This window comes from Kribbella sp. NPDC050281 (genome assembly GCF_040655855.1).
Lineage (GTDB): Bacteria > Actinomycetota > Actinomycetes > Propionibacteriales > Kribbellaceae > Kribbella.
Genome location: NZ_JBFAKS010000016.1, coordinates 111,324 through 125,820, shown reverse-complemented (window position 1 = coordinate 125,820; position 14,497 = coordinate 111,324). Strand labels below are relative to the sequence as shown.

Below are 14,497 nucleotides of genomic sequence, written 5' to 3'. Positions count from 1 at the left end.
GCCTGCGCAGGGGCGTTTTCTCGTTCTGAGGGGCCGGCCCGGGTCGAGGCGTTGAAGCCAAACCCTGCGAAAGCAGGTTGGAAGGAGACCCCATGGCGAGGCCGGACAAGGCAGCCGCTGTCGCCGAGCTCACGGACGAGTTCCGGAGCTCGAACGGCGCAGTGCTGACCGAGTACCGCGGTCTCACCGTGGCGCAGCTGCGGCAACTGCGTACTGCGCTCGGTGACGACGTGAACTACGCCGTGGTGAAGAACACGCTGACCAAGATCGCGGCCAAGGACGCCGGTGTCGACTCGTTCGACTCGCTGCTCGAGGGCCCATCGGCAATCGCCTTCATCAAGGGTGACCCGGTGACCGCGGCCAAGGGACTGCGTGACTTCGCCAAGGCGAATCCCCTTCTCGTCATCAAGGGTGGAGTGCTGGAAGGCAAGGCACTCGGCTCTGACGAGATCAGCAAGCTCGCTGACCTGGAGTCGCGTGAGGTTCTCCTCGCGAAGCTCGCAGGTGCGATGAAGGCGGCCCCGCAGCAAGCGGTGTCGCTGTTCGCTGCTCCGCTGTCGCAGGCCGCGCGCCTGTTCGCGGCGCTGCAGGACAAGCTGCCGGCCGAGGCCGCCCCCGTGCAGGACACGGTTGCGGACGAGGCGCCGGCCGTGCAGGACACGGTCGAGGCACCTGCCGAGGCGAGCACCGAGGAGACCGCGGCAGCCGACAGCTGACGCGGATCTCACCCGTAACACCCCATCAGTGATCACCAGTACCAGTATCAGGAAGGACCGCCACCATGGCGAAGCTCAGCACCGAAGAGCTGCTCGGCCAGTTCAAGGAACTGACCCTGCTGGAGCTCTCGGAGTTCGTTAAGGCGTTCGAGGAGGAGTTCGGCGTGACCGCCGCTGCTCCGGTCGCCGTTGCCGCCGCTGCTCCGGGTGCCCCGGCCGCCGCTGCCGAGGAGGCCGCGGAGCAGGACGAGTTCGACGTCGTTCTCGAGAGCGCCGGCGACAAGAAGATCCAGGTCATCAAGGAGGTGCGCGGTCTCACCAGCCTTGGTCTGAAGGAGGCCAAGGACCTCGTCGAGGCGGCTCCGAAGCCGATCCTGGAGAAGGTCGACAAGGCTGCCGCGGAGAAGGCCAAGGAGGCCCTCGAGGGCGCCGGCGCCACCGTCACCCTGAAGTGACCTGTGCGGCATCAGCCGCACACCCAGCAGTACGCCGAAGGGCGGTCCTACCCAGGACCGCCCTTCGTCACGTTCCGGAGCATCCCGACCCGCGTCAGCGCCCAGACCCACGTCAGTGCCCAGACCCACGCCGCGAGCACATCGGTCGGATAGTGCCGTCCAAGCGCCAACTGCGACCATCCGACCGCCAGGAGAACAGCCCCTCCCAGCAGAACCGCGGCCGGTCGTCGGTACAGGATCAGCACCAGTGCACCGACCAGAGCCGCGGTGTTCGCCGCGTGACCACTCGGGAAGCTGTACTCCGACACGTCCGGCGGCAACGGCCAGAGATCCGGTCGCGACCGCCCGACGAGCTGCTTCAGCAGCGGATTCACCGTCCACACGACGCCGACCCCGGCCGCGAAGAACACCGCGTCCGTCGACCGGCGTAGGACCAGCAGCACAACCAGGACGACGACTGCGACGATTGCAAGTGGTTCCAGTTCGGTCAGGTCGCTGATGAGCCGGGCAACCGTCGCGTCGTCGTGCAGCCAGAGCAGGAGGTCTTCTTCGACGTCCGTCAGACGCCGATCCGGTGCCATGGGCCCCAGATGGCGAACGACATGCCGCGACTGGCCTGGATGTTGACGAACAACGTGTGGCCGTCCGGGCTGAAGGTGGAACCGGCGAACTCGTCCCCGGAGCGGTCCACCCCGGTGCTGCTGGTCAGCCGGTTCAGCGCGATGTCGAACAGTTGGCCGCCCCGCGACAGGCCACGCAGGTAGTTGTCCTCGGTGTTGTCCTCGCAGACCACCAGGGTCCCGCGCCTGCTGGTCGTCACGTTGTCCGGGAAGTCCAGCGTCGCCCGGTTCGGCGACTGATAGATCAGCTGCAGCTTCCGCGCCCGGGTGTGGTACGCCCAGATCTGGCCGAACCCGTTGCCGTACCCACCGACCGGATCCGGTCCGGTCTCCGCCGCGCCACCACCCTGCGTCGAGCAGAAGTACACGACGTTGTCGTCGTACACCTGTCCTTCCAGCCGGGAGAAGTACGCCGCTCCCTGCGCACGACCCTGGTCACCGACGTACACGAGCGCCTGGTCGTTAGTCGTCGGCGCGGTCTGCCCTGGTGTGTACGGGAACGCCGGCGCCGGGTCGTCGATGTCGACCCAGGTGACGTCGTACGTCGCCCGCCTCGGCTGTTCCGCGGCCAGGTTGAGGTTCGGACGGCCTTTGACGGCCAGCATCTGCAACCGGCCGCCGTCCTCGATCCGCCCATGCTTCGTCGGGTTGCGCGGTGGGCGATAGCGGAAGAACCCGGACGGGAACGCGAAGTTGTCCTCGGTCAGGTAGAGGAACCCGTCCCTGGGATCGAACGAGACGGCCTCGTGCGCGAAGCGGCCGGCGTGGGTGATCGGCTCGCGCTCGGACTGGCCGCGGGCCGGGACCTCGAAGACGAAACCGTGCGGTTTGGTCAGCGCCACGTTCGGCGCGCCGGTGAAATCGGGTCCTACGTCGGGCCCGTTCACCGTTTCCTCACACGTGATCCAGCTGCCCCACGGCATGATTCCGCCGCTGCAGTTCATCATCGTGCCGTTCAGGCTGGTGTAGGCGTCGACCACTTCGCCGAATCGCGTCACCTCGATCGTCGTCGTCCCGCCTTGTGCCATCGTGTCGTACGGCGTCCCCGGACCGAACGGCGTACCGGGGTTGTTCAGCTCGTGGTTGCGGACAAGCACGATGTTGCCGTTGCGCCGGGTGAACGCGCCCATGCCGTCGTGCCGTCCAGGCAGGTTCGTACCGTCGGTCAGCACGACCGGGAACTCGGTGTCGTGGAAGGACCGGTAGTTGAAGCCCTCCGGCAGATGCAGCCGGACCTTGCCGTCGCGCCGATCCGGAATCGCCCGCAGCGCCCGGAACGGCGCACCGCTCTGCGGCGACGCGACCGCCTGCTGGGCCACGAATCCCTGGAACGGCCCGGCCGCGAACACCCCGCCCGCGACGGCCGCACTGCCCTTCAGGAATGTTCGTCGTTCGATGCTCATGCGTCGTCCCCTCCATGGCCGTGCGAAACCTTTGATCGACGCTAACTTTCGGGTCGCGGTCCGGACAGACCTCGGGCAGCCGCTAAGATCGCCGGTGCCGTGTGCCTATCAGCACTCCGTGTTGGCCGATCGACGCATTGTGATCGACGTGACCGGAGCGTGACCAAGCGGTCACCGTCGCTTGACATGCGGGGGTTTACGCAAAACCGTACTCGTGCGTAACCTAGGCAACCGTGCCTCGTTGGACCGGGCAGAAACTCGTCGGTTCGGGGCCTGACAGACTTCCCGTGAGGAGGACCGGTGGGCGTAGAAGTCCGCGTCGAAGGTCTCACCAAGTCCTTCGGAAACCAGCTGATCTGGGGCGACGTGTCCCTGACGCTGCCTGCCGGCGAGATCTGCGTCATGCTCGGCCCGTCTGGCACCGGAAAGTCGGTGTTCCTCAAGACGCTGATCGGTCTGCTCAAGCCGGACAGGGGCCACATCTACATCGAGGGCACGGACATCGCGACCTGCAGCGAGCGCGAGCTGTACGAGATCCGCCGCCTGTTCGGCGTGCTGTTCCAGGACGGCGCGATGTTCGGCTCGATGAATCTGTACGACAATGTCGCGTTCCCGCTCCGCGAGCACACCAAGAAGTCCGAGTCCGAGATCCGCTCCATCGTGATGGAGAAGATGGAGATGGTCGGCCTCGTCGGCGCGGAGAAGAAGCTGCCCGGCGAGATCTCCGGCGGTATGCGCAAGCGGGCCGGCCTGGCCCGCGCGCTGGTGCTGGACCCCGAGATCCTGCTGGTCGACGAGCCGGACTCCGGTCTGGACCCGGTCCGTACGTCGTTCCTGAACCAGGTGATGATCGACCTCAACGAGGCCTTCGGCGCGACGTTCCTGATCGTCACCCACGACGTCAACACCGCGCGGACGGTGCCCGACAACATCGGCATGCTGTACCACCGGCATCTGGCCATGTTCGGACCGCGCGAGATGCTGCTGTCCAGCGAGGAGCCGGTCATCCGGCAGTTCCTGAACGCGCAGATGATCGGCCCGATCGGTATGTCCGAGGAGAAGGACGCCGACGAGCTGGCCGCCGAGGCCGGCCAGGAGCTTCCGCCGTTGCCGCCCATCCCGATCCAGCAGCTGCCGAGCAGCGGCATGCTCCGGGCGACGCAACGCCCGCCGGGTGAGTGGTGCCGGGAGAACGGCATCGCCCCGCCACCCGGTTCGTTCGCGGACACGAGGGTGGGCGCGACGTGACTGTTTCCGCGACCGCCCCGCTGAAGCATGCCGGCTCGCTGTTCTCCTTCGCCCTCGACACTGCCCGCGCCTCGGTGCGCCGGCCGTTCCAGTTGAGGGAGTTCCTTCAGCAGGCGTGGTTCGTCGCCAGCGTGACGATCATCCCGACCGCCCTGGTCGCGATCCCGTTCGGTGCGGTGATCGCCTTGCAGGTCGGCGGGCTGATCAAGCAGTTCGGCGCGCAGGCCTTCACCGGGTCGGCCGCCGTACTGGCCGTGGTCCGGGAGGCGTCGCCGATCGCGACCGCGCTACTGATTGCAGGCGCCGGCGGTTCGGCCATCTGCGCGGACCTGGGCTCGCGGAAGATCCGCGAGGAACTGGACGCGATGATGGTGCTCGGCATCGACCCGATCCAGCGGCTGGTGGTGCCGCGGGTGCTGGCGACGATGCTGGTCGCGTTCTTCCTGAACGGTTTCGTCAGCGTGGTCGGCGTGATGGGCGGCTACGTCTTCAACGTCGTCCTGCAGGACGGCACGCCAGGTAGTTATATAGCCTCGTTCACCGCGCTGGCTCACCTGCCCGACCTGTGGCAGGGGCAGGCGAAGGCCCTGGTCTTCGGATTCATCGCCGCGGTCGTGGCGTCGTACAAGGGAGTGAACGCGGGCGGCGGGCCGAAGGGTGTCGGCGACGCGGTGAACCAGTCTGTTGTGATCACCTTCATGCTGCTGTTCGTCGCGAACTTCTCGATGACCGCGATCTACTTCCAGCTCGTTCCGCCGAAGGGGGCCTGAAGAATGTCAGCCCTCGTCGACACCCTGGTGAAGAAGCCGCTGCACTCGCTCGACCGGCTGGGCGAGCAGCTCTCGTTCTACATCAAGGCGCTGGCCTGGTCGGGCAAGTCGATCACCCGGTACCGCAAGGAAATCCTCCGGCTGCTGGCCGAGGTGACGCTGGGCACCGGCGCCCTCGCGGTGATCGGCGGCACCGTCGGCGTGATCACGTTCCTCGCCTTCTTCACCGGCACCGAGGTCGGCCTGCAGGGCTACTCCGCCCTCAACCAGATCGGTACGTCGGCCTTCGCCGGGTTCGTCAGCGCGTACATCAACACCCGTGAGATCGGCCCGCTGATCGCCGGGATCGCGCTGGCCGCGACCGTCGGCTGCGGCTTCACCGCGCAGTTGGGCGCGATGCGGATCAGCGAGGAAATCGACGCCCTCGAGGTGATGGCCATCCCGTCGCTGCCGTTCCTGGTCACCACCCGGATCATCGCCGGCCTGGTCGCGGTCATCCCGCTGTACGTCGTCGGCCTGCTCGCGTCGTACTTCGCCACCCGGCTCACCGTGACCACGTTCTACGGGCAGAGTACGGGCACGTACGACCACTATTTCCATCTCTTCCTGCCACCCGGCGATGTGCTGTGGTCGTTCGGCAAGGTGCTGGTGTTCTCCGTCCTGGTGATCCTGGTGCACTGCTACCACGGCTACCACGCGACCGGCGGTCCGGCCGGTGTGGGCGTCGCGGTCGGTCGTGCGGTCCGGACCTCCATCGTCGTCATCAACGTCGTCGACCTGCTGCTCTCGATGGCAATCTGGGGTACGACGACCACCGTCAGGCTGGCGGGGTGACGGCATGACGAGACGAGTCCTGGGGGTCGCTTTCATCGGCGTGCTCTGCTTCCTGCTCTGGTTGACGTACGCGTTCTACGCCAAGGTCTTCACCAAGACGGTCGACGTCGAGCTCAAGACCAGCCACATCGGCCTGCAGTTGAACGAGCACGCCGACGTGAAGCTGCGCGGCATCATCGTCGGCGAGGTCCGCAGCGTCTCCACCGACGGCGACGAGGCGACGGTGAACCTGGCGCTCAAGCCGGACCAGATCGGCGAGATCTCGAGCGCGGTCAGCGCCCGGATCCTGCCGAAGACGCTGTTCGGTGAGAAGTACGTCGCCCTGGTGCCGCCGGAGGGCTCCGAGGGTCGCCACATCCGCGCCGGAGACGTGATCTCACGGGACAAGACCGCGGTCGGCATCGAGATCGAGAAGGTGCTGAACGACGCGTTGCCGCTGCTGCAGGCGGTCGACCCGGCCGACCTGAACGCCACGCTGAACACTCTGGCCACCGCGCTCGAGGGTCGCGGCGCCGAGATCGGCGGCACGCTGACCCAGTTGGACGGCTACCTGAAGAAGCTGAACCCGAACGTCCCGAAGCTGATGGACGCACTGACCAAGCTCACCCAGGTCTCCGAGCTGTACGGCGATGCCACGCCGGACCTGGTCCGGGCGCTGCGCAACCTGACCGTCACCGGCAACACGGTGGTGGAGAAGCAGGCGCAGCTGCAGAAGTTCTTCGTCGACGTGCAGGGCCTGTCCTCGACCACGAACACGTTCCTGAAGCAGAACGAGGACAAGGTGATCCGGCTCGGCGAGGTGAGCCGGCCGGTGCTCGATCTGCTGGAGCGGTACTCGCCCGAGATGCCGTGCTTCCTCAAGGTGATGACCGAGACCGCCCCGAGGCTCAACGACACGTTCCGCGACGGCAGGCTGAACATCAACCTCGAGCTGATCACCAACCAGCCGACGCCCTACGCGCCGAACGAACTGCCGGCGTACAAGGACCACCGTGGGCCGACCTGTGTCGGCAAGAACTACAGTCACCCCGGTGCGAATCCAGGTCCGTACACCCAGCAGAACCCCGCGCCGTACGTCACCGGTGACGACGGCGTGATCGGCGACCACAACAAGAACCAGCGCTTCCCGCTCAACCTGCAGCTGAACCGGGCGGTGCCGGGCTTCGACCTGGACACCGGCGGCGTCGGTACGCCGGCCGAGCAGCAGGTGATCGACTCGGTCGTCGGCCCCGCGATGGGCGTCTCGGCCACCGACGTACCCGATCTGACCACCCTCATGGTCGGCCCCCTCCTCCGGGGAGGCCAGGTGAATCTCAAATGAAACTCCTCGACAAGAAGACCTCGATCGACACCGTGCGGCTGGCGATCTTCGTGGTCGTGACGACGGTGGCGACCGCGCTGCTGGCGGTGACGATCGGGAACATCACCTTCAACGCGACGACGAAGTACCGCGCCGTGTTCACCGACGCGGTCGGGCTGAACAAGGGTGACGACATCCGGATCGCCGGCGTGAAGGTCGGTCAGGTCGACAAGATCGCGCTGTACCAGGACACCTTGGCGATGGTGACCTTCAGCGTCGACTCCGACCAGATCCTCGACGCCTCGACGCACGCGACGCTGCGCTACCGGAACCTGGTCGGCAACCGCTACATCGCGCTCACCGACGGCGTCGGTGGTGGCGACCGGATGAAGAAGAACGCCGTCATCCCGAAGGAGCGCACGGCTCCGGCGCTGGACCTGTCGGTGTTGTTCAACGGGTTCAAGCCGCTGTTCACCGCGCTCACGCCGGCGGACGTGAACCAGTTCGCGTTCGAGGTGATCAAGGTGCTGCAAGGCGAGGGCGGCACGATCGAGTCGCTGCTGGCCAAGACGGCGTCGCTGACCACCACGCTGGCCGACGCGGACCAGGTGATCGGTGACCTGATCACCAACCTGACCTCGACGCTGCAGATCGTCTCCCAGCGGCAGCAGAACTTCTCCCAGTTGCTGGTGAACCTGCAGCAGTTCATCACCGGGCTGAGCCAGGACATCAACCCGATCCTGAACTCGCTCGGTTCGATCAACTCGCTGAACACCAAGACGGCCGGCCTGCTGCAGCAGACCCGGGTGCCGATCAAGGCGGATCTGGACAAGATCCGCGCGGTCGCCACCACCCTGGACGACACCCAGGCGATCTGGGTCAAGACGCTGCAGAACATGCCGGGGAAGCTGAACACGATGACCCGGACCGCGTCGTACGGCTCCTGGTTCAACTTCTACCTGTGCAACTTCGACGGCAACGTCACCCTGCCGACCGGGACCCGCATCCCCGTTGCCTACGACAACAACTCGGCGAGGTGCACCAAGCCATGAAGCCGTTCCGTGAGCAGAACCAGGTGACCGTCGGCGTGATCGGCCTGACCGTGATCGGGCTGATCATGCTGGCCGCGTTCAAGGCGCAGGACCTGCCGCTGATCGGTGGCGGGACGAAGTACGCCGCGCAGTTCTCCGAGGCCGGTGGCCTGAAGCCGAACGACGAGATCCGGGTCGCCGGCGTCCGCGTCGGGCAGGTGCGCAAGGTCGAGCTCGAGGGCACGCATGTGCGGGTCGACTTCGTGGTGGACAAGGGCGTGAAGCTCGGTGACCAGACCGGGGCCGAGATGAAGATCAAGACCCTGCTCGGCCAGAAGTACCTGAAGCTGAACCCGGCCGGCAAGGGCGAGCTGAAGGCCGGATCCGAGATCCCGCTGGACCGCACCGTCTCGGCGTACGACGTGGTGGACGCGTTCACGGATCTCGCGAACACGGCCGAGCGGATCGACACCACGCAGCTGGCCAAGGCCCTCGACACGCTGTCGGCGACGTTCAAGAACACGCCGGACGAGGTGCAGGCGTCGCTGACCGGCCTGTCTCGGCTGTCTCAGAACGTCGCCAAGCGGGACGAGCAGCTGAAACTGCTGCTGCAGCACTCGAACGTGGTCACAAAGGTCCTTGCCGACCGCAACCAGCAGCTGATCAAGCTGCTGAAGGACGGCAACTCGGTCTTCCAAGCCGTGCAGGCCCGGCGGGCACTGATCCACCAGTTGCTGGTCTCGACGCAGAAGCTGTCCGCGCAGATCACCGCGCTGGTCCGGGAGAACCGCAAGGACCTGACACCGACGTTGCAGAAGGTCAACGCCGTACTGGCCACGCTGCTGAAGAACCAGAACGACCTGGACGCGAGCATCCGCGGGCTGGCGCCGTTCGTCAAGCTGTTCACGAACACCCTGGGCACCGGCCCGTGGTTCGACACCTACGTGGAGAACCTGGTTCCGGTGCCGGAGATCCCGTTGCCGAAGGTCGGAGGTGGCGGCTGATGAAGCTCGCGTCACTGTCCCGCCTGGTCGCGATGGCGGTCGTCCTGGTGATCGTCACGGTCACCGTCATTTCGCTGTGGCCGAAGGCCGATCGGGTCTCCGCGACGGCGTACTTCCCGCGTGCGGTGTCGGTGTACCCCGGTTCCGACGTACGGATCCTCGGGATCAAGGTCGGCGAGGTGGAGAGCGTCACCCCGGCCGGCCGGTCGGTCCGGGTGAAGTTCTGGTGGGAGGCCGAGCACAAGGTGCCGGCCAACGCCAAGGCGGTGATCGCCGCGCCGTCGATCGTGGCCGACCGGTACCTCCAGCTCACTCCGGTGTACTCCAAGGGTGATGTGATGGCCGATGGTGCCGAGATCCCGATGGACCGGACCGCCGTGCCGCTGGAGCTGGACCAGATCTACCAGAGCCTGAACGACCTGTCCGTCGCACTCGGGCCGAAGGGCGCGAACGACCAGGGCGCGCTGTCCCGGCTCCTGGACGTGTCCGCGCAGAACCTCAACGGCCAGGGCGCCAAGCTGAACCAGACGATCACGGACGTGTCCAAGCTGACCGGGACGCTGGCGAGCAACTCGCAGAGCCTGTTCTCGACCATCCGGCAGTTGCAGACGTTCGTGTCCGCGCTGGCCGCCAACGATCAACTGGTGAAGCAGTTCAACACCAACTTCGCCGCCACCTCGACCACCCTGGCCGGCGAGCGGAAGGACCTGGCGTCGTCGCTGTCGCTGCTGGCGACCGCACTCGGCGAGGTCGCGACGTTCGTGAAGGACAACCGGACGCTGGTGAAGACAACGGTCTCCGGCGCGACCGACCTGTCGCAGATCCTGGTCAAGGAGAAGGCCGCGCTGGCCGAGGTGCTGGACACGGCTCCGCTCGGCCTGGGCAACCTGGCCCGGATCTACAACCCGCAGTTCGGCACGCTGGACCAGCGGATCAACCTGGCCCAGCTGGACGATCCGGCGACGTTCATCTGCTCGCTGCTGCTGCAGGCCAACCAGCCGCTCTCGACCTGCTCGGCGCTCAAGCCTGTCCTCGCCGCGCTGCCGAAGCTGCCGCTGCTGAGCCAGATCACCGGCGCTCCGCCGAGCGGCGGCCCGGCCGGTACGCCGTGGGCGCCGGCGCCGGCCCCGAAGCTGTCGAGCCCGGACCCGGTCGACCCGACCCTCGGGGGGCTGGTCCGATGAGACGCCGTACGAAGATCGTCGCCGGAGTGCTCGGTCTGGCCATGGTGCTGACCGGGTGCGACTTCAGCGTGTACTCGCTGCCGCTGCCCGGTGGCGCGAAGATCAAGGGACCGTCGTACACCGTGACGGTCGAGTTCGCCGACGTACTGGACCTGGTGCCGAAGTCGTCGGTGAAGGTGGACGACGTCACCGTCGGCACGGTCGAGAAGGTCTGGCTGGACGGGTACGTCGCGAAGGTCCGGCTGAAGCTGCCGAAGAGCCTCGACCTGCCGGACAACGCGCGGGCGACGATCCGGCAGACCAGCCTGCTGGGCGAGAAGTTCGTCTCGCTCGCTCCGCCGACCGGGTCGGAGAAGCCGCGCGGGAAGCTGGACAACGGCGAGCTCATCCCGCTGTCGCGGACCACCAGCAACGTCGAGGTCGAGGAAGTCCTGTCGGCGCTGTCGCTGCTGCTGAACGGTGGCGGTGTGGCTCAGCTGCAGATCATCACCCAGGAGCTGAACAAGGCGCTGACCGGCAACGAGCCGGCCATCCGCAGCGTGCTGACCCAGCTGAACACGTTCGTCGGCACCTTGGATCAGAACAAGCAGCGGATCGTCACCGCGATCACGGCGGTCGACGCGCTGGCCAAGAAGCTGAACGCCCAGAAGGCGACGTTGGCCACCGCGATCGACTCGCTGCCGAAGTCGATCGCGACGCTGGACAAGCAGCGGGCGGCCCTGGTCAAGACGCTGCAGGCCCTGGCGACGCTGGGGAACACGGCGACCCGGGTGATCACCGCGTCCCAGAAGGACCTGGTCGCGAACCTGCAGTCGCTGTACCCGATCCTGACCAAGCTGGCCCAGGCGGGGGAGGACCTGCCGAAGTCGCTCGAGCTGCTGTTCACCTACCCGTTCCCGGACGGCGCGGCCAAGGCGGTCGGCGGTGACTTCACCAACCTCGGGATCACGCTGGACGTGAACACGCAGAAGGCACTGCAAGGTCTGCTGGGTCTCAAGCTGCCGACCGGCGGGCCCGCGTCGATCCCGTTGCCCGGGCTGAGCATCCCGCTGCACAACTCGACCAACCCGCAGGGCAACGGCCTGCCGGCGCTTCCGGTCCCGACCGGGACGGCGACGAGCTGCATCTCGCTGCTCGGCCTGCCGGTCTGTACGCCGAAGCTGAACCGGCCCGGGCTCGATCCCGACCTGGCCCGGGCGCTGATGCCGGGGGTGGCGAAGTGATCACCAGAGCGGTCCGGATCCAGTTGATGGTGTTCCTGCTGATCACCGTCGTCGGTGTCGCCTTCGTGGGTGCGAAGTACGCCCAGGTGGACAAGCTGTTCTTCGACGAGGACTACACGGTCAGCGCCAGCTTCGCCGAGTCCGGCGGCATCTTCACCGGCGCCGAGGTGACGTACCGCGGCCAGCCGGTCGGCCGGGTCGGCGAACTCAAGCTGCTGTCCGACGGCGTCGAGGTGAACCTCGACATCGAGAAGAACACGAAGATCCCCAGCGACCTGCTCGCGGTGGTCGCGAACCGGTCCGCGATCGGCGAGCAGTACGTCGACCTGCAGCCGCGGCGCGACGGTGGCCCGTACCTCCGCGACAACTCCACGATCGCCCGCGCGGACACCGCGATCCCGATCGACACCACCGAACTGCTGCTGAACCTGGACCAGTTGGTCAACTCGGTCGACAAGAAGAGCCTGCAGACCACGGTCCGCGAGCTCGGCGCGGCGCTGAAGGGCCGCGGCACCGACCTGCAGCGGATCATCGACAGCTCCGGCACGCTGATCGACGACGCGGACGCCAACATCCTGCAGACGATCAAGCTGATCAACGACGGCGACACCGTGCTGGCCACCCAGGTCGCCAGCGGCGACGCGATCAAGACCTGGGCGAAGAATCTCGCGCTGCTGTCCGACACCCTGGTCAGCTCGGACGCGGATCTGCGCCAGGTGATCGACCAGGGCTCGCTCGCGTCGCAGCAGATCACCGGACTGATCCAGGACAACCGGGCGGACATCGCGGTGCTGCTCGGTAACCTGCTGACGGTGAGCGAGATGACCGCGGTCCGGCTGGACGCCGTCGAGCAGCTGCTGGTGGTGTACCCGGCGGTGTCGATGGGCGGGTACGTCGTACCCGCCAAGAACGCCGACGGGCACTACGACGCGCACTTCGGCCTGGTGCTCGGCTTCGACCCGCCCGCGTGCCGGGCCGGCTACGGCAGCACGAACCAGCGGGTCCCGCAGGATCTCACCAACATCCCGGCCAACAACAAGGCGGGGTGCACCGCGAAGCCGTCCACGGACGTGAACGTCCGCGGCTCGCAGAACAAGCCGAGCCCGTCGACCCGCGGCGACCGGAACCGGACCGGCTACGGCATCGGCTACGACCCGACCACCGGCGCCGCCGGCGGCTCCGGCGGCATGCCGGAGATCGTCCTCGGCTCGACCGGTGGCCAGGAGGAGCTGCTCGGCAGCGACTCCTGGAAAGCTCTCATCCTTGGACCGGTGACCGGCAAGTGACTTCTGGTAAGTCCCGGCGGGGACCTTTGATTCTGGCGTGGGCGCTGAGCGTTCTGCTCGTGGTGGCGCTGGCGGGTACGACGCTGTCGGTGATCGCACTGCAGAAGCAGCGGGCCGGCGACTCGCAGCGCGACGGCGCGATGAAGGCCGCCCGGCAGTTGGCGCTGGACTTCACGACGTACGACTACAAGACGTGGGATGCCGACGCGAAGCGGGTGCTGGACGACTCCACCGGTCAGTTCAAACAGGAGTTCCAGGCCGGCACCGACTCGGTGAAGGCCGAGGTGCTGACCAACAAGGCGACCTCCAAGGGTGACGTGAAGGAGGCCGCGGTGGTCTCGAACGATAAGGACTCCGCCCAGGTGCTGGTGATCGTGAACGCGGTCGTCACCAACACCGCCTCCACCCAGGGAGTGGAGCGCCGCTACCGGATCAAGCTGGACATGGTGCGCGACAGCGACCACTGGCTGACCGCCGACCTCCAGGTGGTGGGCTGATGCCGGACCGTTCCCGCAACCGCCCCCGGATCGCGGGCCAGCGCCGTACCCCGGGTACGACGCCCGCCGCGGACGACCTGACAACGAACGACAGCGCAGCGGTCGCCGAGGGTGTGAGCCCCGCCACATCGGATCAGCCCGAGGTGACCGTCCGGGTCGTCGATGACGGCGAATTGGCTACCTGGAGTGACGACGAGGCCTTCAAGCTGTCCGTCCTGGACCCGGAAACGGGCGAGTCGGCCGAGCAGCACGGCCACCGGGTCGTCCAGGATCAGGTGGCCACCGGCAAGCGCGGCCTGGGCGTGGTGCTGTCCGTGGTGCTTGCGGTGGTCGTCGTACTCGTGCTGACCGTCGGGGCGGTGCTCGGGATCAAGGCGTGGCAAGGCAAGCAGGCCGAGGACGCCCGGGACCAGGCCGCCGCGGCCGGCCGGAAAGCGGCCGAGACCGCGCTCAGCTACGACTACCGCGACCTGGACAAGAGCTTCGCCGCGGCCCGGTCGACCATGACCCCGGACTTCGCCGCCAAGTTCGACGAGACCGCGAAGGTGGCCGGTGAGTTGGCCACCAAGACCAAGGCGACGGTCAAGGCCGACGTCCGCGAGGTCGGGGTCCGGGACGGGAACGCCGACCGGGTCACGCTGATCATCTTCGTGAACCAGACCACCACCAGCACGATCACGAAGGGTAGTCCCCGGGTCGACCTCAACCGGACGAGGTTCACGATGGTCCGAAAGGACGGCCGATGGCTGGTCCAGGAGATCGCCGGACTGTAGTCTCTTTGTGACTCCGCACCAGGAGGGCGCCGGAGGTCTCGCGGGTGATCTACTCGCTGGAGACACCGGGTCGGTCCTTGACGGAAAGGGTGGTCCGACGGCATAGTGTTGGACCCCATTGGACAGGCTTGCCTGGAACATGTAACCTTGTGC

The 14,497-nt window shown here is 67.0% G+C and carries 15 protein-coding genes; 13 read left to right on the top strand and 2 right to left on the bottom strand.

What is annotated here, in order from left to right:
- Nucleotides 1-92 precede the first annotated feature (92 nt).
- Both rplJ and rplL read left to right on the top strand, forming a co-directional pair.
- Complete coding sequence (gene rplJ, locus AB0I34_RS19430; RefSeq protein WP_360446711.1) at nt 93-716, top strand: 50S ribosomal protein L10; 624 nt, start codon at nt 93-95, stop codon at nt 714-716.
- A 65-nt stretch (nt 717-781) separates the two neighbouring features.
- On the top strand, nt 782-1,171 hold the full coding sequence (gene rplL / locus AB0I34_RS19425) for a 50S ribosomal protein L7/L12 (RefSeq protein ID WP_360446709.1): 390 nt from the start codon (nt 782-784) through the stop codon (nt 1,169-1,171).
- A 47-nt stretch (nt 1,172-1,218) separates the two neighbouring features.
- Here rplL and AB0I34_RS19420 read toward each other — a convergent pair whose 3' ends face one another.
- Complete coding sequence (locus AB0I34_RS19420) at nt 1,219-1,752, bottom strand: phosphatase PAP2 family protein (protein WP_360446707.1); 534 nt, start codon at nt 1,750-1,752, stop codon at nt 1,219-1,221.
- Complete coding sequence (locus AB0I34_RS19415; protein ID WP_360446705.1) at nt 1,731-3,194, bottom strand: alkaline phosphatase PhoX; 1,464 nt, start codon at nt 3,192-3,194, stop codon at nt 1,731-1,733. The genes AB0I34_RS19420 and AB0I34_RS19415 overlap by 22 nt, the downstream gene beginning before the upstream one ends.
- A gap of 300 nt (nt 3,195-3,494) precedes the next feature.
- On the opposite strand from AB0I34_RS19415, the gene AB0I34_RS19410 reads away from it, so the two are divergent.
- Genes AB0I34_RS19410 through AB0I34_RS19360 form a run of 11 tightly spaced genes read left to right on the top strand, consistent with a single transcriptional unit; the run spans nt 3,495 to nt 14,344 of the window.
- Entirely contained in the window at nt 3,495-4,442 is a 948-nt protein-coding gene (locus AB0I34_RS19410) for an ABC transporter ATP-binding protein (RefSeq protein ID WP_360446703.1), read from the top strand.
- Entirely contained in the window at nt 4,439-5,212 is a 774-nt protein-coding gene (locus tag AB0I34_RS19405; RefSeq protein WP_131361050.1) for an ABC transporter permease, read from the top strand. The genes AB0I34_RS19410 and AB0I34_RS19405 overlap by 4 nt, the downstream gene beginning before the upstream one ends.
- Nucleotides 5,213-5,215: 3 nt before the next feature.
- On the top strand, nt 5,216-6,046 hold the full coding sequence (locus AB0I34_RS19400; RefSeq protein WP_360446701.1) for an ABC transporter permease: 831 nt from the start codon (nt 5,216-5,218) through the stop codon (nt 6,044-6,046).
- Nucleotides 6,047-6,050: 4 nt separating this feature from the next.
- Nucleotides 6,051-7,367: an MCE family protein gene (locus AB0I34_RS19395; RefSeq protein WP_360446699.1), complete on the top strand. Its 1,317-nt coding sequence runs from the start codon at nt 6,051-6,053 to the stop codon at nt 7,365-7,367.
- Complete coding sequence (locus AB0I34_RS19390) at nt 7,364-8,398, top strand: MCE family protein (protein ID WP_360446697.1); 1,035 nt, start codon at nt 7,364-7,366, stop codon at nt 8,396-8,398. Before AB0I34_RS19395 ends, AB0I34_RS19390 begins: the two co-directional genes overlap by 4 nt.
- Nucleotides 8,395-9,381 (top strand): MCE family protein, encoded by a 987-nt coding sequence (locus AB0I34_RS19385; RefSeq protein ID WP_360446695.1) that lies wholly within the window; start codon nt 8,395-8,397, stop codon nt 9,379-9,381. The genes AB0I34_RS19390 and AB0I34_RS19385 overlap by 4 nt, the downstream gene beginning before the upstream one ends.
- Nucleotides 9,381-10,565, top strand: a complete 1,185-nt coding sequence (locus AB0I34_RS19380; RefSeq protein WP_360446693.1) for an MCE family protein — start codon at nt 9,381-9,383, stop codon at nt 10,563-10,565. The genes AB0I34_RS19385 and AB0I34_RS19380 overlap by 1 nt, the downstream gene beginning before the upstream one ends.
- Complete coding sequence (locus AB0I34_RS19375) at nt 10,562-11,788, top strand: MCE family protein (RefSeq protein WP_360446691.1); 1,227 nt, start codon at nt 10,562-10,564, stop codon at nt 11,786-11,788. Before AB0I34_RS19380 ends, AB0I34_RS19375 begins: the two co-directional genes overlap by 4 nt.
- The gene (locus AB0I34_RS19370) at nt 11,785-13,074 is read left to right on the top strand and encodes an MlaD family protein (RefSeq protein WP_360446689.1); all 1,290 of its coding nucleotides are present in this window, start codon (nt 11,785-11,787) and stop codon (nt 13,072-13,074) included. The genes AB0I34_RS19375 and AB0I34_RS19370 overlap by 4 nt, the downstream gene beginning before the upstream one ends.
- Nucleotides 13,071-13,571, top strand: a complete 501-nt coding sequence (locus AB0I34_RS19365) for a hypothetical protein (RefSeq protein ID WP_360446687.1) — start codon at nt 13,071-13,073, stop codon at nt 13,569-13,571. The genes AB0I34_RS19370 and AB0I34_RS19365 overlap by 4 nt, the downstream gene beginning before the upstream one ends.
- Nucleotides 13,571-14,344, top strand: a complete 774-nt coding sequence (locus AB0I34_RS19360) for a hypothetical protein (protein WP_360446685.1) — start codon at nt 13,571-13,573, stop codon at nt 14,342-14,344. The genes AB0I34_RS19365 and AB0I34_RS19360 overlap by 1 nt, the downstream gene beginning before the upstream one ends.
- Nucleotides 14,345-14,497: the final 153 nt, after the last annotated feature.